Below are 21,467 nucleotides of genomic sequence, written 5' to 3'. Positions count from 1 at the left end.
TCAAGCAGAACCCGGGATTCCTGCTAATAAAATCCCGGGGTACGGCTTGCGACTTCATCCAGGCTTAACTCTGTTGCCAAGTGGCTTTTGCCCTGCATAGTTCGGGTAAGTCATTTACAGTCTTTTTTACCTCTTCAGTTAGATCGTTTTTTGATAATAAACACACCATCACCTGAATTTCCAGTAATACGAATAGCAATCACGTCAGAGGTTGACATAAAGTCTTGCTTCCTGCATTAGTTGACGCATGTGTCTTACTGCCTCTTTCATACCACAAAATAAAGCTCGGGCAATAATTGCATGGCCTATGTTAAGTTCATGCAATTCTTTTATAGACGCTATAGGCTGTACATTATGATAATTAAGACCATGACCTGCATTGACAATCAAATTTAAACTGGCTGCATACTCCGCAGCGTTTTTTATTCGCGCTAATTCATACTGCTGCTGCTCCACATCAGTAGCATCAGCATAACAACCAGTATGTAATTCAATCACAGGGGCGCCAATATCTGCTGCAGCTTTAATCTGCTCACGATCTGGGTCAATAAATAAAGATACCTCACTACCCATGGATTGCAATCGTCGTACTGCATGTTCTACTGATTTCTGGTGTGTTATTACATCCAGGCCCCCTTCTGTTGTTAATTCCTCTCGTTTTTCCGGAACCAAACAGGTATGCTCGGGTGAAATTTCTTCTGCAAAATCAAGCATGGCATTGGTAACTGCCAATTCAAGATTCATTCGCGTTTGTAAGACTTGTTTAATCAAACGTACATCACGAGCTTGAATATGCCTTAGATCTTCTCTCATATGCAAAGTAATACCATCAGCCCCCGCTTCTTCCGCATCCATAGCCGCTTGAACAGGATCTGGATAACGGGTACCACGTGCCTGGCGTACAGTAGCTATATGATCAATATTGACACCCAATAGTATCGGCTTCTTCATTTTACACCTTACAAATAAAATAAAGAGTATAAAGTCCATTCTGACCTAAACTCAAGTTGCTTGAAAACATATATATTCGTTACATCAGTTAAACGCGGTAAAAATCCATGAATGCATACAACGACCTTCCAACTGTTTATTTAACATCAGCAAGATACAAGGCTCTTGTCTTAATCTCTCGTCCGCCAAGAAGATGATCGATCGCTTGACGCATAATCATTTTTGCTGATTTAAGATAGAGGACCTCATTTAAATTATTTTGTGCCAGAGCAAGAATATGCTCCCCCGGAATTCCTTTGCTGTCGAGAATAAAACCTGCGCCTGCGACAAATTGGTAATACGAGTTCGGGACAATCGAATTTGCTGTTCCCGCCTCCTGTGTTAATGAGAAGGAATAACCGCATGCATGAAGCAAAGCCCACTCAAAACGTCTTAATAACGCTTCAATAACTAATCGTTCTTTTGCTAACGTAAGACCATTTAAAGTAAACAAATAAGCATCAAATAATGCCGGGTCAGAATAATTGCGACTTAGCGCATAATAAAGAATTTCGTTTATATATAAACCTGCAAAAAGTGAGCTGCCTGCGAGTTGAAGTGATGGCGAAGTACTTTCAACAGTTTGTGCATAATATCGCTCACGACGCTCGACAAGATTGATCCATAACGGAGTAAAAGGTTGTAAAAGGGCTTGCTTTTTAGGAGTACGCCCGCCCTTATAAAGGCATTGAATCACGCCTAATTCACGTGTAAAAAAACTGACTTGAGCACTGGTATCCCCAGACCATTTTTTGTGTAAAACCCAACCTGCTATTGTCCTAGTGGTCATAACCTAATTGTTTTAGTATACGCTCGTCATCCGACCAGCCTGATTTTACCTTGCACCAGCACTGTAAGAATACTTTCTTGCCTAATAGTTTTTCCATATCCACTCGCGCATTCGTTGCCATCTCTTTTAATTTTTGCCCCTTATCTCCAATGATCATTCGTTTGTGATTGTCTTTATCCACAAGAATTAGTGCATGGATACGTACGAGCGCGCCTTCATCTTTAAATGATTCAATGTCTACAGTAACAGAATAAGGTAATTCTTGTCCGCAAAAGCGGAAAATTTTTTCACGCAGTAATTCCGCACATAAAAATTTTATCGGTCGATCGGTCAATTGATCATCTGGAAATAAATGCGGCCCCTCAGGCAAATAATTCTGCAATTTTTCTTGTAATTCATCGACCTGTACCCCTGTTTTTGCTGATATTGGAATAATTGCTGCAAATTCATGTTTTTGGCTTATTTGCTCTATCCAGGGTAACAACTGAGCTTTATCATCAATTTTATCCACTTTATTCACGACTAGAATACAAGGTACTTTAGCTTGTTTTACTAAATTCAAAACATATTCATCTTCTTCTTGCCAATGCGTTCCATCAACTAAAAAAGCAATCACATCAACATCCCGCAATACGCTAATCGCAGTTTTATTCATCATGCGATTCATTGCTTTTTTAGTTCCTTGGTGAATTCCAGGAGTATCCACATAAACAAATTGATAATCACCTTCAGTGCGTATCCCCAAGATACTGTGCCGAGTTGTTTGTGGCTTTCTTGAGGTAATACTAACTTTCTGCTGCATAATACAATTAAGAAGAGTTGATTTACCTACATTAGGTCTGCCAACTAAAGCGATATAACCACAATAACTAATCATTAAAATATATTCCTGTTTATTTTTAAAACATTTTATCAGTGACACTATAAAATTTCCAGATTTGTAGCGTTCCTACTTGATATTTCACTAAAAAACCAAGTATCCTGTGCAGTATGTGAACAAAGGATAGTTCCAATGTCTTATTTTGTAACATCAAAAGGCCACACTCAACTTATCGTCCCCTTAACCATTACGCCCTCTAGCCATCAAGCACTGCCTACAATAACAGGAAGTCCATTTAGCAGTGAAGCAGGAGCAGTAGTATACGGTCATTATAATATGGAATACCTCCTTCCTGGAGGAGATAGACTACGCTTAATCGCCAATCATGATAAAAAAACAGTGCAACTCATGTTATTTACCTACAATGCAGAGGTAATTAAACTTCTTCCAGGAGATCGATCCTCTTCATTAGTAGCAAATGTTATTAGTAAAATTCATCGCTACCGTATACGTTCAGCAAGTTACAGCCAGCCACTCACTTCGGCACAAGAACAAAAACTACAGCTTGCTCATGAATGCATTGATTCTTTAAAAATATTGTTAAAAAAAGAGCGTCGATTAGCCAGTCAGGATCATGAAGGCCATGAAGCATTAAGAAAACAAGTGATTAAAATTATCGGTCATTGTTCCGATCAAAATCGTTTGTTAGCAACTTCTCCCCTGATATCCGAAGGCACCTTGGGAAACATTCTTTATGAAGCCCATAAAACAGCACAACATTATTCTTTTAATCGTGTCTATTCTGTGTCACGGCAAGATCAAATGGATTTTAGCCATGTAGTAAAAAATCATGAAGTAAAACAACCATGCCTTGTGTGGGATAGCGAGCTTCATATAGGACATAACAGCAAAGATTTAGATGATGCATTAAACGCGATTTGTGGCTATTATAAATTAGTTCCTGCAGCAAACTTGAGCAATATCCCTGCAAATCGATTTGCACAACTTGCCGCTTTTTTTAGTAAATTATGGCAAGATGGCCATGATTGGATCAATTATCTGGCAATAGATACGAAACCAGAACACAAAACAGAAATACTACAACGATTAGACGGCCTCACTATAACGAAAATCACACCTTACTATAAGTTACAAGGATTTCCACAAAAAGGTTACTCCGATTTACAAACCCTAATCAGCAAACTCATCAAAAGCACCAGCAAACCAATACTTGTTCATACCACAAAAAAAGCGAATAAAATGATCAGTAAACTGCCGCATGGCAGTTGTATAATTATTGCTGATGAGGAACTTATCCTAATCAGGCAGGAAAACAAAATAATGAAATTACGCTATTTTGTTCATGATAGGCTCTTCTACCCTTTGCCAGAAGGTCAGGATTTATATACTTTAGGACAAATCAGTAAACGTCATCTCTACTTACCAGAGCGTGTTAGCCTCAGACTGAATGCGTTTATATCACGTATACCCAGGTTTTTTTATAAGTTCTACAAAAGTATGCGCCACTTTATTATTCATGATCTGCGTGATGATTTTTCCAACCATATTCATGACAAGCACATTCCAAAATCAGATGAGCTTAACGAACAACGAAGCAAAAACAGCAAAGTAAGGAATTCACTGAGATTAGCTTTGGAAAATAAGGGTCTTTTAGCTAATGGCCAAACTTTGGAGGAATTCATTAAAGAGCAGATTAACAACAGCCCTTACATCATTGCTCGTCCTAATCATCCACCAAGCCACCATGCTTATGATAATCCATTTCATCGAATCTTAGAAATAATACGCCACATCGCCAGTTTTTTCATCGATGTAAGCGAGCAAAATCCATTGATCGGTACTTTGGCAATGGCTGCATATGCTTACGGCGGTGGAGCAGTACTTGCTCCAGAGTTTCTTAAATCAATTTTAACCAAATTACACTTACACGGCTTAATTGCAGGGATTGAACCAACACAAAAACTGGCTCACTGGATGAGTCATGGAACAATCTCTGAAGCGATTTCTGCATCGATGACCTACTGGCAAAGCATCGTAGCCGGTGGAAACCTGGATAAATTTTTTGTTGAAGCATTCAATGTACTCAAAGAGGATCCAGCAGAAATTGCGATTATCGCTTCATTAGCCCTTAGCCTCGGTTATGGATTAACCAAAATGATTCCATCATTAGGCCATGAAATGGGGGATTTTCCTTACACCAATTATGCCGCTTTAGGTGGAAAAGGTGGCGCGGCGATTTATGATACCATTATGCATCCTGGTGAGGATTGGTTTCTTGGTACCTGCAAATGGGTGTGTAAAATTTTTGTCACTTTAGGAAAATTGTGTATCGCGCCATTTTTTGAAGGATATCATTATGGATTTCATGAAGGGTTTCTTAGCGGTTGGAAAAAAAGTGGAATCCTTTTCAAGAGCTTCAGCAAGCAAATTCTTGCAGCATCTGCTGATTTTGTTTTAGCGCTACTCACTATTCCACTTATCGAAGTCAGCGCCCTTTTTATTCATGTACCATTCCGTGGCATTACAAATTTACTGACTAAAATGCTTGCTATTCCTGGAAATATCAGTGCGATTGGAGAATTATTACTTTTCTTTTCAACAAGATCCCCATCAGATAACTTAATCGCCAATTTTAGATTATCACCACTTTATGGTTTTAGCTGGCCATTCGGACACTTTTCAGATAATCCATTGCTCAATCTCTGTATTAACACGGTTCGTGGTTTATGCATTCCACTATTACAATCAATAAAAAATCTCTTTATTTTGCCCATTTTTGATTTTATTTCTTTTTCTGTGCGCATAACACTTACCATTTTAGATCCTATAACACGTATTTTTGCCTATGCTTTAGGAAGTATTATCTGCACTATTGGCGAGTTCTGGGATCATTCGTTTGGATTTCTATTTACAAAAAGTGCAAAAGGAATCACTTTAATTTGTAATTGGATCGATAATCAAGCCAGTGCATTAAAACAAACCTCATTATCATTTATAGAAAGTCAACGCGGCCATTTATATTATTGGGCATTTTCAGAAGAAGATCTAAAATTACATTCTACTTTGGATGATACAGAATATTACTCTAGCGACCCTAGACGTTACGAATTAATCCCGCACTCAGAAAGCCACTGTCTTTTACAAACTCTCCTGGACAAAAGCAGTGAACCGCATTTAAAAGAAAAAAATCATGAGCCGATTTCTCATCATGCTCCCATATTAGCGGTAAAAAATTCGAAAAGTAACTCAAAAGTCCCTTTGCAAAAGGAAACAATCAGCTATAGTATTTAACGTGCTTATTGCAAGCCACATGAGGCTGGTGATTTATTGAACAATTTTGTATATAATTATAATATGGTGTAAGAGGATATAGATCTATGTCGATTTCAAAAGAAAACCTAACAGAATATCTTGCCTCAGATGAATTCGCCCGTATAAATGAAAGGCTTGATGTTGCCATACAATCACAAATAGACACTGGGGCGCTTAGTTTTTCTTCACCTGAGGACGTAGCAGATCCTAATCCCTCTACAATCGATCTTAGCCAATTTGGCTTACATAATCCTGAAGACATAAAGATCTTCTTATTGTCACCTGCTGGGGAAACCGTGACCCATGAAATTGGTACTGAGTTAGCTCTTGAGCGAGCCACTGAAGAAGAACGGCAGCTGCAAATACAAGAACAAATCACAATGCAGGAACGAAGAAGAGGTTTACTATTTCATTTGCTGCTCGCGGAAGAAGCCGAAGCTAAAAAAGCTCAAAATGAGTTAATTGAGATGCAACAGGAGAAAATTCTAAAATCCAATCAACAAACTCCGCAGAATAAAACGACCCCAAAGGAGAATGAAGCGCTTAAAGATACTTTAGACCGTTATGACAGCTCCATTAGAAGTTTTCAAAAACAGCAAGCAAATCTTAAAGAAGAAGAGAAAGCACTTACCCTAGAGCTAAGTATGCTTGAAGAGGAAAGTGTGGCCATAGATGAAAGGCATAACACTTATAATAACGTTTTGAATGCATATGATAGATCTGCTCCAACCTTTGAAAATAATCCGGAAATGTTAGAGCTGGAAATTAGCTCACTTGAAAGACAAATAGATAGAATGACTCAGAGTGTATTTAACGAATTAGACAAAGGCAATGAAAAGGAAGCGCGTAAGATATTGAATCAACAAAATGCTTTAAACCTGCAATTGGCAAGCCTAAAGGACATAAAATCAAAAGTTGGAAATGAGAAAGTATTTTTTGATGCTGACTTAAACTCTGAAGGTGTTACCTATGACAAAGCATTATTTGCTCTTCCGAAAGATCAAGCCCAAGGACTTGTAAAACACAACGGTGAGTATTTTCTTCTTGATAAAGGAGAAAATTGGGAAGACGTCAAAAGTGATTCGTCAAAATTAGCAAATGCCCAAGCCCGCTTTGAAAAAACCAAACCGGAGATCATGAGTGTAAAAAATGTAGTTCAACACGTAAAAAAGCAAGAAGTCGAACTAAATACAACTCGACAAGAAGAAACTCGTTCAAAAATTGCGGTTAATAAAGCAGAACAATTAATGGTTGAAAACCAAATTACCTTGCTCCAATCTGCCCGCGCAAATGCACAACAAGCGGCGTTTAAATCAGCCCTTGATTTACCTATGCAGTCGCCAGGCTCAACAATCACGACTCAAAAGATTGGCCTAGGTCTCACATCAATTCCAACCGCTACTCAATCACCTAAGATATCTTCAGCGCCATCACCACAGATTTTTAATGCCGCCGCCTTTGTACAAACTATAAGTAATGAACCAAAACCGACTTGGGGCTTTATGTTTTCTAAAGTTAAAACGATACAGGATCCAAGAGCCCAAAAAGATTTAGATAAATTTCTTACTGAAGAAGCTAAGAAAAACTTGCCAGAAGAGCAAAAAAATGAACTGGATAAGTTTAACCCTGAAGCTCTAAAACGAAAACTGATGAGTATGTTAGAAAAGGCTCCTATTCCTGAGGTTGCAATGAATAGTTTCTTAAAGCATATGGCTGAATTTGAAGATGCCTATAAACCTAATGTTACTTCAGAAGAAAGTCCTGTGGCACAGCGCGAGCAAACACAACCCCTTTCTCCACACAGTTCATCATAGAAAAAATGTACCTCGATATTATCGACCTGGATAATTGGGGTACTTTTTATATAAGCTATCTTTTTGTTGCAAAACTACTTAATAACCCTAATTTCTTCTAATGAGAATCACAAATATACTTGCCAATACAAACTAACTCTTCTAACATTAAAACTTGTGACTTAAGCAAAGTTTACTAAAAAAAATACATCACCGTAGGACTCAATATGATCTTAGATAAGTTACTGGGAAAGCAATCTGTGATTATATCACTGGATGTAGACAATTTTTTGTTTGAACGGTTAGAGCAAATTAAAGCAGCCGGTTTCGATTTAGTTGAAATTAATTCAACAGATCAAAAATTATTAGCTCAAACAATCGATCGATGCCCTTCTCTTAAAATTGGTGCCGGTGGTGTTATTGATACCCAGCAACTTGAAAACTGCTATCAAGCAGGTGTACATTTTGCTACCAGTCCTGGTTACTTACCAGCAATTGCACAAACAGCGAGTGTCTATTCATTCAATTACTTGCCAGGAGTCGCTACGATTTCAGAAGCAATGGCTGTGATGAGCCTTGGGTTTGTACACGTGCGCCCTTTTCCCGCTGACTTGGCCTTTTGTACTCTATTGAACAAATGCCTTCCCCACTTAAAACTATTTCCAGCTGAAATTGAATGGGAAGAAGCAGAACATTTTCTTAATTTACCCTCCGTAGCCGCAGTGAGTATACATAATCCTGATACAAAACAGCTAGACCTGCTTACAACAAGTATTTTGGCATGATTTTATGTTTTGTTAATGAATTCAAAATCTAATCTTGAGAAGTATACCTGTATATAATATTTCCTTAATGTTACCCTGCCTATAATAGGCTAATCACCGTGTTTATAGGCTTTCTACCATGCTGTCTGACGCTATATTAGATGAAACAATAGCGACTCTTTCTAGTTATAATGGAAAAACTAAAAATGATCCTTCTTTTGATAAATACAAACAAGGCATAAAAAAAGCACTTGTTGATTTTATTAATCAATGTAAGAGCTTGCCTCTTGCACAACAATTGGATCATATTACCAAAGAAATGAAAGAAAAAACCGGTAGTATGTCTGCCAAAATTGACAATGAAAGTAATAAAAAGCGTAGTTGGACTTTAATTTTTGCTTTAGCGGCATTAGCAATCGAACGAAAACAAGATTTACCTAAAGATCATCAAGAAAACGCATCTATTGATATGCTATTATCCGGATTAAGCAATGGGTGGGTAAATGAATTTGGTTCTATAGGGTTTGGATTAACACTTAATGAAGAAGCAACTAATAACATACTAATTGGAATGAAAAGTTGGCTTCAAAAATACGATATCATGCAAGGAGAACAATCCAATCATGATACCTTATTGGGTCTTTACACTTCTATATCTTCACTTGAGGAAAAATTTTCAAGCTCATACTTAACTCCTAAAAGATTTAAAGATGAAATGGGAACCATAAAAGCCCAGTTGATTGATAAATTTAATGAATTAAAATGTAATTTGGAAATTAAAAATAGAGCTTCGGTTCAACTAATCGAGCCATTAAAAGGACTGGCTCCTAGAGAAGATATTTTATATCGACAGTTCAAAGAACAATTAGATCACTTAAAAAAGCAACAAGAGCAAATTCAGCAAAATATACGTACCTTTCCTCAAGAACAATTTAAACGAATTGCTCAATTACAGCAATTATTAAAGAAGCAATCCTCAGAAAGCGAAAATAACCAAATGGAACAATTTTGGAAACAGTATGATACTCAAGAGCGATTCAATCAACTTCTGAGCGACCTTGATATACCTGAAAATGAGAGAACTGGATGGCGCGAATATTTTAAATACCAACATGGCTCCTATCGAGAACAGGCTACCTCAACATTATGGACAGGGGGTTGGGGACTGCCTCAATTTATGGGTGGCATACCAAGTAATACGATTTGTATAGACGTGTTACGTCGCAAAAGTGATACAGCTATAAAACCTCTACTAGTAATTCACACTCGAATTGAAATGCAAAAAATGATTCCGGATAAAGAAAATCCATCTCAACTTTTAAACAGTATAAAAGAAGACTTGGAAAGCATAGGAGGATTAAAAAATATTAATATGGATTTACTAGGAGAAGAACTCGTCGATGTTCTGGAGCATAAAACAACGAATGCATTGACAAAGATAAATAGTGAGATTGAGGAATTGAACAAGCGTTTGGAACAACATAAGAAAATAGTTCAATCTCTCAAAAGCATTCATGAAAAAATAGAAGTATTGAAGAAACACGTGGATTGTAGTCGTGTAGAAGATACTTTTAGATTATTCCTAAATGAAGCAAGCAATACAATAAACCAGACATCACAACCTTTTCCCGTTGACTTGCAAACAGCAAAAATAATCACTACTTTGGAACACTCAGTGGCTAGAGCCCAATCTAATGTATTGGGACTCCAACTAAGTCTCAATCAGATGGTTAAAGCATTTAATCATCAAAAGATGAATATAATTGAATTGGTAACGCAATTTATTCATGCCAAAGAAAATACGCTAGGCCATTTATTACTATCCTTTTTTTCATCTTCTTATAATATAATGTTTAACGAGTTAAAGGATGCTCTAAATGAGAAATCAACAGAGGATTGTTTAAATAAAATGAAAGCGGCATTAGGCATCACTAATGAACCGCATCATAATAAAGAAATTGCAAGTCAATTTCAGAAACTAAAAGAAGAAGCACAAGAAGTTTTAAGTGAGGAACCTATAGAAGAGATACCAATAATAAGCTCGCTCAGAGTCTGATTAATTGCTTTTATTAACCAATAAGTCCAAAATGAAAAATCCAGCTCCGATACAAATCGCACTGTCTGCTATGTTAAAAGTAGCAAAATGATGGTGTTTATAATAGACATCTATAAAATCAATTACATAACCATGATACGCTCTATCGAACAGATTACCTATAGCCCCACCTAAAATAAGGCTTATTCCTGCCAAAAGTAACTTAGCATGACTCGCAGTACGATATAGCCAGATAGCAAGTATACTACTCACTATTAAGCTAAATACGGCAAAAAACCATCTGTGCCAATCTCCGGCACCGCTTAAAAAGCTAAAAGCAGCACCAGAATTATAAGCCAGGGTAAGATTAAACATTGGAAAAACAGGTAATGGTTTATAGGGAGTTAAAAAAGCACTCACCAAGTATTTGCTTGCTTGATCACAAATAATTACTACAAGACTTAATATAAACCATGGCCATTTTTTCATATAAATTGCCTCATTTCCTCTTGAGCACTGATATTGCCAACACAACGTAAACAGAGCTCAGGATGTTGAGTATTTTGCCCTACATCGGGTCGTCTATGCCAACAACGAGCACACTTTTCATGAGTACTTGCTGAAACAGCAATCGAAACACCATATGCCGTAGCAGACAAGCCGACAGGGGCTGAACTCATGGGATGAACTGCCGCAGCTGATGTAATTAATAAAAAGCGCAATTCCTCGCCCAAACGAGTCAGTTTAGGTAACACTTTGTTGTCTGCATATAAAGTTACCTCTGCAGCCAAAGCAGAACCGATTTCTCCTTTTTGACGTGTTTCCTCCAAAGCTTTATTTACTTCATCACGAATTAAATGCAATTCATCCCAATCCGCCATGTTTACATCATCAATCTTTGGCCAAGCCTCATACCAAAGCTCAGTAAAGACTGACTCCTGGGTATTTCCAGGTATATAGCGCCCTATCTCCTCAGCCGTAAAGGATAATATAGGGGCTAACCAAAGAGAGAATGCCTTAATGATATGGTACATCGCAGTTTGACAAGAACGACGGGCTTTGCTTTCTTTTGCGGTGGTATATTGTCTGTCCTTAATCAAATCAAGATAAAAACTTCCCATATCTACTGCACAGAAATTATGAATCTTCTGGTAAATAATATGAAATTGATAGCTTTCATAAGCTTCTATAATTTCCTTTTGCAAGAGCTGACTTCGCTTTAATGCCCATTTATCCAACTCCAAAAGATCCTTATCTTGGACACAATCACTTGCTGGATCAAAATCAAATAAATTAGCTAACAAAAAGCGAGCCGTATTACGAATTCTGCGATAAGCATCTGCATTTCTCTTAATAATTTCATCTGAAATGCTCACTTCATGCCGGTAATCAGTAGAGGCTACCCATAAACGTAAAATATCAGCACCGTGTTGCTTAACCAATTGATCCAAAGCAACATAATTTCCTTTCGATTTAGAAAGTTTCTTACCTTCAGCATCAACCGTATAGCCATGAGTCAATACGGTTTTATAAGGAGCAACACCATACATCGCCACAGAAGTAGTTAACGAGGAGTTAAACCAACCGCGATGCTGGTCTGAGCCCTCAAAATAAATATCTGCAGGAAAAGCCAATGCATTATTTTGTTGTAAAACACAGAAATGGGTTACGCCTGAGTCAAACCACACATCCATGGTATCAGTAATTTTTTCATAAAATTCAGCATCATCCCCAAGTAACTCTTTTACATCCATTTCGAACCAGGCATCAATCCCTGACTTCTCGATAAGTAAAGCGACCTTTTCAATCAGCTCAAGTGTATTAGGATGCAATTCACGCGTCGTGCTATGTACAAATAAAGGCATGGGAGTACCCCAGGCTCTTTGCCTTGATATACACCAATCAGGCCTATTTTCAACCATATTGCTAATACGAGCCTTGCCCCAATCAGGAACCCAAGTTACTTTATCAATTTCTTTGACAATATGTTCTCTTAGCTGGCTTTTATCCATCGAGATGAACCATTGAGGTGTAGCCAAAAAAATCATCGGTGATTTATGCCGCCAGCAATGAGGGTAGCTATGTCTAATATTTTCTTTGGCTAAAAGGACCCCTTTTTCAGCTAAAACACCCAAGATGGTCTCATTAGCCTTTAATACAGAAAGGCCTGCAAAGAGTTCAACATCATCCGCAAAACAACCATTTCCTTTAACTGGATTAATCAAAGGCAAATTATACGCTTTACCAACCAGATAATCATCTGGCCCATGAGCCGGTGCAGTATGTACACTTCCAGTTCCGGATTCGGTAGTTACGTGCTCACCTAATACCACAGGTACAAAGCGATTATAAAAAGGATGTTTCAATTTCAAATGTTCAAATACCTTTCCTTTTGCAGATCCACAAATTGTATATTGACTCATCCCATAACGAGCCATGGCAGACTCAACCAAATCAGTAGCAAGTATCCAATATGCATCACCAGTATCAACCAAGGAGTAATCAATCTCGGGGTGCAAACATACCGCTTCATTAGCAGGCAAAGTCCATGGAGTAGTTGTCCAAATAGGAAGACCTAGTGGCTTTATTTCTGCATTTACTTGAAATGAATGAATAAATTCTTCAGGATTTACTGCAAAAAAAGCGACATCAATCGATGGAGAAGTTTTATCGTCATAGTCGACCTCTGCTTCAGCTAAAGCAGAACCACAATCAATACACCAATGAACTGGCTTAAAACCTTGCTGCAAATGACCATTTTTAATCATTAGACCCAATGCACGAACGATATTGGCTTCATAACGAAAATCCATAGTGATATAGGGATTATACCAATCACCAAAAACTCCAAGCCTTTGAAACTCATCACGCTGAATATCAATTTGGCTCGCAGCATACTCACGGCATTTAGCACGAAACTCTCGAGCGGATACCTTATCACCGACTCGGCCTATTTTTTTTTCTACATTAAGTTCAATGGGTAACCCGTGACAATCCCATCCAGGAACAAATGGTGCGTCATATCCACTAAGTGATTTTGATTTAATGATAATATCTTTAAGAATCTTATTTAACGCGTGTCCGCAGTGCAAGTGTCCATTCGCATAAGGAGGGCCATCATGCAGAATGAAACGCTTACTTCCGGATCGGGCTTTACGAATTTTTTCATATACTTTTTTTGCCTGCCAATCTGCCAAAACCTCAGGTTCTCGGGTAGCCAGGCTTGCCTTCATCGGAAATGAAGTATTAGGAAGATTTAATGTATCTTTATATTCTGCCATAAGAGTTCGCTCTGCAAAATCGTTAAACTTTTGGTGACTTCTCACCCCGTATCAGGATATAGCTCGTTTTTGGTGCATCTCAGTATGAAAAACATTTTGGAAAAGCACGCATCCATGCCCTTCCAAAATGTTTTTCATTCAACCTGCACTCAAATCTACACCTAGCTTAGATATAGAGGTAATTTCATTACAATTCTTGAGGAATTCTTTCGCCACCGCAATATCATCATAAATCTGTGCAATTAAAGCATCCACCGAAGTGAATTTAACCTCATCACGCAATTTGTGCAAGAAAAACACCTGCAATAATTCACCATATATTGACTGTTCAAAATCGAATAAATGAACTTCCAAAATATTCTTGCTGCCGTCTACCGTAGGACGGCGTCCAACGTTAGCCACACCATAAACCATTTTGGAGGCAATTCGAACCTGAACTGCAAATACTCCTTGTAAAGGTAACGAGGATCGATGAAGAGCCAGATTCGCTGTAGGAATTCCCCACTGACGTCCTCGTCCATCTCCATGTAATACACGCCCACAAATACTATAAGGTCTACCCAGATATTTGGTAGCTGTGCTCAGCTCACCATGCTGTAAGGCTGTTCTAATTCGAGTTGAGCTGATTCGATTTTCGTTAATACAAAAATTTGAATAAATATTCACATCGCAGGCATATTCAGAACTGAGTTCCTTCAACAAGCTCACATCGCCTTCTCTATTTTTGCCAAAACGAAAATCCTCACCTATGAGTAGATATTTCACATTGAGCGTAGAAAACAAATAAGTACGTGCAAAATCAGTTGCTGATGTATGCGCTAGTCCACTATCAAATTTTAAACAGTATATATAATCAATTTGACATGAGCGTAATGCATCTAATTTTTCTCTTAAACTGGAGAGTCTTGCAGGTGCTTTCTCCTGTTGGAAATATTCTCTGGGCTGTGGCTCAAATAGAATAAGGACTAAAGGCAACTTTAAGTCATTTGCTTTAGCTCTTAAAGTTCTAATAAGATTTTGATGACCTAAATGCACACCATCAAAATTACCAATAGTAGCTACCACACCTTTATCAAAAGCAGAAAAATGTTGAATCCCGCGCAACAATTTCATAATAATTCAATCGTGTAACTCGAAACGTAGTAGTATACTTGTTTTCTGCCCAGTTGAGAAATAATAAGACGATTGAAAATAAACTTTTAGAAATCAATGCAGACGCAGGAGCAAACAAAAGCATAAATCAGGTTTTAAATGTTTCTTATATTCTCTTAATTTCGCTTCGTTGCCCCGAGATGCATTCTTATGATTTTTCTGGATGAATAGAGCGGACAATCAAAACATCACATTGAGCTCCATGCAAAATAGAGTTTGCTGTTGAGCCTAATAATAATGAAAGACCGTGCTTTCCATGACTTCCTGTAACAATCAAATCGATATGTCGCTCCTGTGCGACTCTTAATATTTCATTTTTGGTGGAACCAAATTCAATAAATCGGTGTTTTGCATCCACTCCCAACTTTTCACCTAGTTCATTGAGTTCTTTTTCGGCTTGCTCACGAATAGATAATTCAACTTCAGCAAATCCTGCAAAACCAGGATAAGCATATGCAGGAATGGGCTCTACGACATGAACTAATATCAAATCAGCGCCATTCTCATCGGCAATTTTTTTTGCCTTATGCGCTGCTATAATACCAACTTCGTCAAAGTCAGTAGCAAACAATACCCTCTTATACATCATTTTCTCCTTAAAATTCTGATGCCTACTTATAGACTAGCAGATTTAAAATTAATTGCATTACAAATAGAACGTGTTCTCTATCGTATCGAAAGTATTATAGATTTATAACCAGTTTTGTAATTATTTTCTTAATGCAGATAGGTCCCACTTTAATAAGTAGATGAATTCGGTTCTTGCCAAATTTAAACTTTTCTTAATAAAACCTTAATGTTTTTACAATAAGCTATTGGAGCAATTTTGTACCAGAACCATCCAACAATTAGGAGTTTTTCATGCCTAAGGCTTTTACCCATTTATGCAAAAAAGTTAATCTAAGTTTATATAATGATACCTTGACTGTTTATCCCAAGCCTAGCCTACAACAAAGTAGCCTACCTCCAGTAAAAGATGAATTAAGCTTACTTTTTCTTCTATTGTTCTCTAAAATGAATTGCTCTAGCGCTGAGGTCCGTAATTTTTTTATGCAGCGCTCAAACGAGTTAGGTGTTTATCGCTTTGTACATCGCGAAGATACGGATCATTATTTATATCATCAAGATGATTTTGAAATGGAGGATGATCATTATCATGCTCAATTTTCAATAACCATTAATGAAGGTAAATTAGATAGCATTTTAGGTGTATTGCAAAAATATTCTATTATTTCAGACGAAGAACATCAAAGCTTTGTACAAGCATATCATGATGCGAATACTCTTCCTAAAGAAGATCTTACAACAAAGCAAACTTCGGTTGTTGCTCCTGCTACTAAGCAGAAAGATGATAAACCTACTTTCGGAGGATTCAAACGAGGATTTTTCCTTTCCAATAAGGATAATTCTAAGGATTCAGGTTACCATGATACACCATCCATGAGCACACTTTGAAATCCCTGCTCTCTTGACCTATTCTTAAAATTCAGCGTGCCTCATTTCAGGCACGTTGCTTCATCCCATCAGATTCAACAATTAATCCAGATTTTTATCTCTTAATTTAATATGCTCTTCAGCTTTAGCAATAGCGTTCCGAATTGCATTCGCTTCTTCTGATTGTTCTGGCGCCAGCTTTAACAAGCGTTGCCAATAACTTATTGCATCCTCATAAGCATGACTCACGAAAGCATCCATCGCAAGCATGGCTAATGCATCTGGCTGATTTGGGTTATTTTTTAATAATCGACTAAATATCTCCGTAATTTGTTCAGTAAATTGCTGATTATTCAAGACCCACAGGCTATGCGCATAATTGACAGCGTATTGTTCATCGTCTGGATTAAATTGGTATGCTTTTGCAAAGGCATCTACAGCATTTTGCGGTCTATTTTGGCTACCATACAAACGCCCTAAAAGATACCATCCTTTAGCACTCTTGGGAGTATCATCTAATTTTGCACGTAATTTATCGATTAACTCTTGCGGACTTTGTACTGATTTCAGCATTTTTTTAGCTTGTTCCTGAGAATTAAGTTGATGAATGTGTTCTTGCCATCCACCAAAACCACCCCAATAAAAGTATCCAGTAAACGCAACCAAAAATATAGCCGGAACCAGCAACACGCCAGCTAGAAAATGACGTCTGAATGGATAAATTATGAACATACAAGCCAACCCTGCTAGACCTGCTAATAATCCCAATAACCACCATTCATTCATAAGAAACTCACTCATTTTAAATAATACTTGGGTTCGAGATCCCATTCCATGACTGACTATCCTAGTTCAAGTGAAATATACTTCTTCTCTCGAGTTCTAAAACAAGTTCGCCAGAAAATAACAAATCCTAATAATAAAAATAAAAGGGGTCCAAACCACAGCAAAAAGGTCACCGCCTTAACAGGTGGTTTGAATAGGATAAAATCGCCATAACGAGCAGTTAGATAATCTGTAATTTCACTATCACTCTTACCTTCTTTAACCATTTGATACACTTGAGCACGCAAGTCTTTGGCTAATTCAGCATTAGAATCAGCCAAGTCTTGATTTTGACAAACCAGACACCGTAAATCTTTGAGTAGATGATTAAACTGAGCTTCTTTTTGAACTGAATCCAAAGGATAAGTGCTATTTGCCCAAAGTGATGAACATAGAAAAAGCAAAAATCCAAACAAAATGTGGTCTATTCTCATGAGATCTGCTCCAATTGCTTTATCAAGGGCGAAACCTCTTTTAACCAGACTTCTTGAGTCATCACTCCTGCATGTCGATACCGAATTACTCCTTTCTTGTCCACCACAAAAGTCTCCGGTGCCCCGTAAACTCCTAAATCAATCGCAACCTTACCATCTTGGTCCTGGAGAATAAGTTTATAGGGATTTCCCCATTGTTTTAACCATCGGAGCGCATCATTTGGTTTGTCTTTATAATTTAACCCATAAATTGGTATTCCTTGGCGCGCCAGTTGCAACATAAAGACTTGCTCATCAATACAGGCCGAGCACCAACTGGCCCAAACATTTAATAAAATCACCTGATCGCGTAATTGATTGGAATTAAAAAAGGAATTCGGATCCTGCAATTGAGGCAGGCTAAACTGAGGCAATGGCTTTCCCAACTGAACGGAAGGTAATTCATGTGGATTTAGAGATAAACCACGCCACAGAAAAACACAAAGCAGCAAAAAAAGAGTAATTGGAATCACCTTCCATCCTATTTTTTTCATACTTTTAACTCCTGTACACCAACTGCTACCGACTGCCTTTTTCGATAATATCGTCTGTCAGTCAATGCAAAAAATCCACCCGCTAAAATCATAAATCCACCCGCCCAAATCCAGCGAATTAAAGGTTTATAATAGAGTCTTACTGACCATGAATCATTAGTTAATGGCTCACCGAGGGCAATGTAAATATCTCGAAAAGGTGTCACATCAATTGCCGATTCAGTCATAGGCATTTGACCTATTGTATACAGCCGTTTCTCAGGATAAATCATCTTCGTCTTGCCTTGATAATTTATTTTAAATTGCGCTTTGGTTCCTTTATAATTAGGGCCTGATAATGGCTCTTGCTGCATAAACTCAATAGAATAGCCTTGCAGAGTAACTTTTTTTCCGGGCTCCATTTGCACATCATCCTGCACACCATAAGCTGTGGACACCGCAATACCAATTACCGTAGTTGCCACACCTAGATGCGCCAGAATCATCCCCCAATAAGCTTGCCCTACCTGGAATAAACCACGCTCGTAAATCCGTCTGTAAGCCGCCTGAATCGTACTTAAAATCACCCAAAACGCCAGGATCAATCCCATAAAGGCAGTAACGTCAAATTCTCTGGAAGTAGTAAGCAACAAAATCAAAGGAAATAAAAAACTGAGAAATGCGGTTTTCCATAGTTTCCTTAACACATTTTGCCAACGATCACTATTCCATCTTAAATGAATACCAATTCCCATCAATAACAAGAGAGGAATCATCAACGGAACAAATACTGCATTAAAATAAGGAGCACCTACAGATAATTTACCTAGCCCTAACCCTTCAACAAGCAACGGATACACTGTTCCCATTAAAACCGTAAGCATAATGACCACTAAGAAAACATTATTTAATAACAACGCACTTTCTCGAGAAAAAGGACTGGGGTTGCTGCCTGAGTGTAAGCTTTGTGCTCTAAAGAGAAATAATAATAGAGAGCCGCCGATAACACATATTAAAAAACCTAGAATATATAAACCACGCTGCGGATCTACGGCAAATGCATGAACCGAAGTGAGGACACCGGAACGTACAAGGAAAGTACCAATTAAGCTTAAAGAAAAAGCTGCAATGGCCAACAACATCGTCCACGCTTTAAATTGCTGACGTTGCTCAGTCACTGCCAAAGAATGCAATAAAGCAGTACCTACCAGCCAGGGCATAAAAGAGGCATTTTCCACTGGGTCCCAAAACCACCATCCTCCCCAACCTAATTCACGATAGGCCCACCAACTCCCTAAAGTAATCCCTGCAGTTAAACAACACCAGGCCGCTAAGGTCCATGGCCTAGTCCATTTGGACCAACTGGTTTCTACCTTTCCGGCCCAAAGTGCCGCAATCGCAAAAGCAAAAGCTACAGAAAAACCAACATACCCCATATACAACATTGGCGGATGAAATAGAAACCCTGGATCTTGTAATAAAGGGTTCAAATCACGGCCTTGGGTATTTAAAAATTGAAATTGGCGCAAAAAAGGATTGGAGGTGGTCAGTAAAAACAGAATAAAGCCTATACTTAACCAACCAAGAACAACTAAAACACGCGTACGCATAGCCTTATCGAGACCCGTACTGCAAAAAGCTACAAGCAACATCCAAAAACTAAGAATACAGACCCATAACAACATAGAACCTTCATGCCCGCCCCAAACTGCACAGAGTTTGTAAAACCAGGGTAAGGAAATACTCGAGTTACTTACGACATAAATTACTGAAAAATCATTCTTTAAAAAACAAAGGGTCAGGAAAAAATAAGACAAGGCCATAAAGAAAAACTGACAGACCACATAGGTACCTGCAGCATCCATCCAATTACTGCGCTTTAATTGCAACCCTACAAGCGGAATCAATGCGAGCATTATGGACGAAAGCAAAGCCAAAATTAAAGAAAAAACTCCTAATTCTGCAATCATGAGGGTACCTTTTTGGATAAAGCGGCTTTCACTTCCGGCGGCATATAATTTGCGTCATGTTTCGCCAATACTTGTGAGGCACGAAAATGTTGATTATCAAGCAGCTGCCCTTCAGCAACTACACCCTGCCCCTCTCGAAACAAATCAGGAAGAATCCCCTTATAAGTTACGGTGATCGTCTGATCAAAATCAGTTATTTTAAACGTAACACTCAAACTTTTTTTCGAACGGACAATGGAACCGTTCTTAACCATTCCCCCCACACGAATATTATGCTGTTGTGGCGCTTCACCAGCTACAACTTGGGTTGGAGTATAAAACAAGCTAATATTTTGTCTTAGAGCATATAAAACCAACGCTGCAGCAATGGATAAAATAGACATGGTAAATACTAGAATCATTATCTTGCGTTTGCGTGCTGGAGTCATTATTTATCGCTTAAACCATTGTTGTAATTTTTGGCGTGTTTGTTTTCCCTTCCATTTCATACCTAATAAATTCATTACTAAAACAACACAAACCAAACCATAGGCTGGCCAGACATAAATGGAATACCCCCCCATTGCCAACCATTCTAAAAATTGATTCATTTACCTTCCCCTTCAAATTGAATCTTGACCCAAGATTGTCTTTTTTCCCTAAACAATAATTCTTGGCGTGCTTTCCCTAAAATGATCCATAAACAATATAAAGAAAATCCTGCTATGGTCAACAATAAGGGATATAACATGCTTCCATCAATTTTGGGTTTTGCAAAAACCGACAAAGTAGATCCTTGATGCAAGGTATTCCACCAATAAACCGAATAGTGAATAATTGGTAAATCAAGAATCCCAACTAAAGTTAAGATGGCAATGATTTTATCTCCATCTTCTTTGTTTTTTATAGCATAGTGCGTCGCTAAAATCGCAGCATAAAGCAATAAAAGGATTAATTCGGAAGTTAAACGAGCATCCCAAACCCACCAGGCGCCCCACATGGGTTTTCCCCAGATACTTCCGGTTGCCAGCGCAAGAAAAGCCATACTAAGACCAACTTGAGCCACAATATTAATTAAAAGACCTGCTATCTTAATGCGCCAAACCAGAAGTAATACTGCTAAAAACCCCATCCAAGCGTAGAGCATCATTGATAAAAACGCGCTGGGAACATGCACATAGATAATACGGAACGCATCACCTTGTTGATAATCAGGGGGAGTAAATGCCAGCCCCCAAATAATACCAACAAATAAGGTAACTAATGCACCAACTGCCAAACTTGGAATAAGGCGTCCAGCAAAATTATAAAATAACTTAGGCGATGCAAGCTGGTATAATAATTTCCACATAGGA

General features: G+C 38.1%; 19 protein-coding genes. 5 read left to right on the top strand and 14 right to left on the bottom strand.

Annotation, left to right across the window (positions count from 1 at the left end; all coding sequences use genetic code 11):
* Positions 1–204: 204 nt before the first annotated feature.
* The 3 genes from pdxJ to era all read right to left on the bottom strand — a co-directional run bounded on the left by pdxJ (position 205) and on the right by era (position 2,657).
* Positions 205–951: a pyridoxine 5'-phosphate synthase gene (gene pdxJ, locus BW930_RS09115; RefSeq protein ID WP_058468287.1), complete on the bottom strand. Its 747-nt coding sequence runs from the start codon at positions 949–951 to the stop codon at positions 205–207.
* 136 nt (positions 952–1,087) lie between these two features.
* The gene (recO, locus tag BW930_RS09110) at positions 1,088–1,780 is read right to left on the bottom strand and encodes a DNA repair protein RecO (RefSeq protein ID WP_058468288.1); all 693 of its coding nucleotides are present in this window, start codon (positions 1,778–1,780) and stop codon (positions 1,088–1,090) included.
* A complete protein-coding gene (era, locus tag BW930_RS09105; RefSeq protein ID WP_058468289.1) occupies positions 1,770–2,657 on the bottom strand; it encodes a GTPase Era in 888 nt (295 codons plus the stop codon). The genes recO and era overlap by 11 nt, the downstream gene beginning before the upstream one ends.
* Positions 2,658–2,792: 135 nt before the next feature.
* Between era and BW930_RS09100 the strand changes: the two genes are divergently transcribed.
* From BW930_RS09100 to BW930_RS09085, 4 genes are all read left to right on the top strand, one after another.
* Positions 2,793–5,912, top strand: coding sequence for a hypothetical protein (locus BW930_RS09100; RefSeq protein ID WP_058468290.1), 3,120 nt, complete (start codon positions 2,793–2,795; stop codon positions 5,910–5,912).
* Positions 5,913–5,998: 86 nt separating this feature from the next.
* Entirely contained in the window at positions 5,999–7,747 is a 1,749-nt protein-coding gene (locus BW930_RS09095) for a hypothetical protein (RefSeq protein ID WP_058468291.1), read from the top strand.
* A gap of 206 nt (positions 7,748–7,953) precedes the next feature.
* Positions 7,954–8,511 carry a beta/alpha barrel domain-containing protein gene (locus tag BW930_RS09090; protein ID WP_058468292.1) on the top strand — a complete coding sequence of 186 codons (558 nt, stop codon included), beginning with the start codon at positions 7,954–7,956 and terminating at the stop codon, positions 8,509–8,511.
* Between the two features lie 118 nt (positions 8,512–8,629).
* Complete coding sequence (locus BW930_RS09085; protein ID WP_058468293.1) at positions 8,630–10,546, top strand: hypothetical protein; 1,917 nt, start codon at positions 8,630–8,632, stop codon at positions 10,544–10,546.
* Here the strand turns inward: BW930_RS09085 and lspA are convergent, their stop codons facing one another.
* The 4 genes from lspA to BW930_RS09065 form a co-directional block, all read right to left on the bottom strand.
* A complete protein-coding gene (lspA, locus tag BW930_RS09080; RefSeq protein ID WP_058468294.1) occupies positions 10,547–11,014 on the bottom strand; it encodes a signal peptidase II in 468 nt (155 codons plus the stop codon).
* Positions 11,011–13,806, bottom strand: a complete 2,796-nt coding sequence (gene ileS, locus BW930_RS09075) for an isoleucine--tRNA ligase (RefSeq protein ID WP_058468295.1) — start codon at positions 13,804–13,806, stop codon at positions 11,011–11,013. Before ileS ends, lspA begins: the two co-directional genes overlap by 4 nt.
* Before the next feature lie 138 nt (positions 13,807–13,944).
* Positions 13,945–14,919, bottom strand: a complete 975-nt coding sequence (gene ribF / locus BW930_RS09070; protein ID WP_058468296.1) for a bifunctional riboflavin kinase/FAD synthetase — start codon at positions 14,917–14,919, stop codon at positions 13,945–13,947.
* A 187-nt stretch (positions 14,920–15,106) separates the two neighbouring features.
* The gene (locus BW930_RS09065; protein ID WP_058468297.1) at positions 15,107–15,544 is read right to left on the bottom strand and encodes a universal stress protein; all 438 of its coding nucleotides are present in this window, start codon (positions 15,542–15,544) and stop codon (positions 15,107–15,109) included.
* Between the two features lie 275 nt (positions 15,545–15,819).
* Here BW930_RS09065 and BW930_RS09060 point away from each other — a divergent pair, with 275 nt between their 5' ends.
* Positions 15,820–16,413 (top strand): hypothetical protein, encoded by a 594-nt coding sequence (locus tag BW930_RS09060; protein WP_058468298.1) that lies wholly within the window; start codon positions 15,820–15,822, stop codon positions 16,411–16,413.
* Positions 16,414–16,494: 81 nt separating this feature from the next.
* On the opposite strand, the gene BW930_RS09055 is transcribed toward BW930_RS09060, so the two are convergent.
* From BW930_RS09055 to ccmC, 7 genes are read right to left on the bottom strand one after another with little or no spacing between them, the layout of a single operon-like run.
* The gene (locus tag BW930_RS09055) at positions 16,495–17,178 is read right to left on the bottom strand and encodes a tetratricopeptide repeat protein (protein WP_058468357.1); all 684 of its coding nucleotides are present in this window, start codon (positions 17,176–17,178) and stop codon (positions 16,495–16,497) included.
* Positions 17,179–17,234: 56 nt separating this feature from the next.
* Positions 17,235–17,651, bottom strand: coding sequence for a cytochrome c-type biogenesis protein (locus tag BW930_RS09050; protein WP_058468299.1), 417 nt, complete (start codon positions 17,649–17,651; stop codon positions 17,235–17,237).
* The gene (locus tag BW930_RS09045; protein ID WP_058468300.1) at positions 17,648–18,184 is read right to left on the bottom strand and encodes a DsbE family thiol:disulfide interchange protein; all 537 of its coding nucleotides are present in this window, start codon (positions 18,182–18,184) and stop codon (positions 17,648–17,650) included. Before BW930_RS09045 ends, BW930_RS09050 begins: the two co-directional genes overlap by 4 nt.
* Positions 18,181–20,133 carry a heme lyase CcmF/NrfE family subunit gene (locus tag BW930_RS09040; RefSeq protein ID WP_058468301.1) on the bottom strand — a complete coding sequence of 651 codons (1,953 nt, stop codon included), beginning with the start codon at positions 20,131–20,133 and terminating at the stop codon, positions 18,181–18,183. Before BW930_RS09040 ends, BW930_RS09045 begins: the two co-directional genes overlap by 4 nt.
* A complete protein-coding gene (ccmE, locus tag BW930_RS09035) occupies positions 20,130–20,561 on the bottom strand; it encodes a cytochrome c maturation protein CcmE (RefSeq protein WP_058468302.1) in 432 nt (143 codons plus the stop codon). Before ccmE ends, BW930_RS09040 begins: the two co-directional genes overlap by 4 nt.
* A gap of 3 nt (positions 20,562–20,564) precedes the next feature.
* Entirely contained in the window at positions 20,565–20,723 is a 159-nt protein-coding gene (ccmD, locus tag BW930_RS09030; RefSeq protein WP_058468303.1) for a heme exporter protein CcmD, read from the bottom strand.
* Entirely contained in the window at positions 20,720–21,463 is a 744-nt protein-coding gene (gene ccmC, locus BW930_RS09025) for a heme ABC transporter permease CcmC (protein WP_058468304.1), read from the bottom strand. Before ccmC ends, ccmD begins: the two co-directional genes overlap by 4 nt.
* Positions 21,464–21,467: the final 4 nt, after the last annotated feature.

The organism is Fluoribacter gormanii (assembly GCF_900156395.1).
GTDB lineage: Bacteria > Pseudomonadota > Gammaproteobacteria > Legionellales > Legionellaceae > Legionella > Legionella gormanii.
This window is presented reverse-complemented; position numbering and strand designations above follow the sequence as displayed.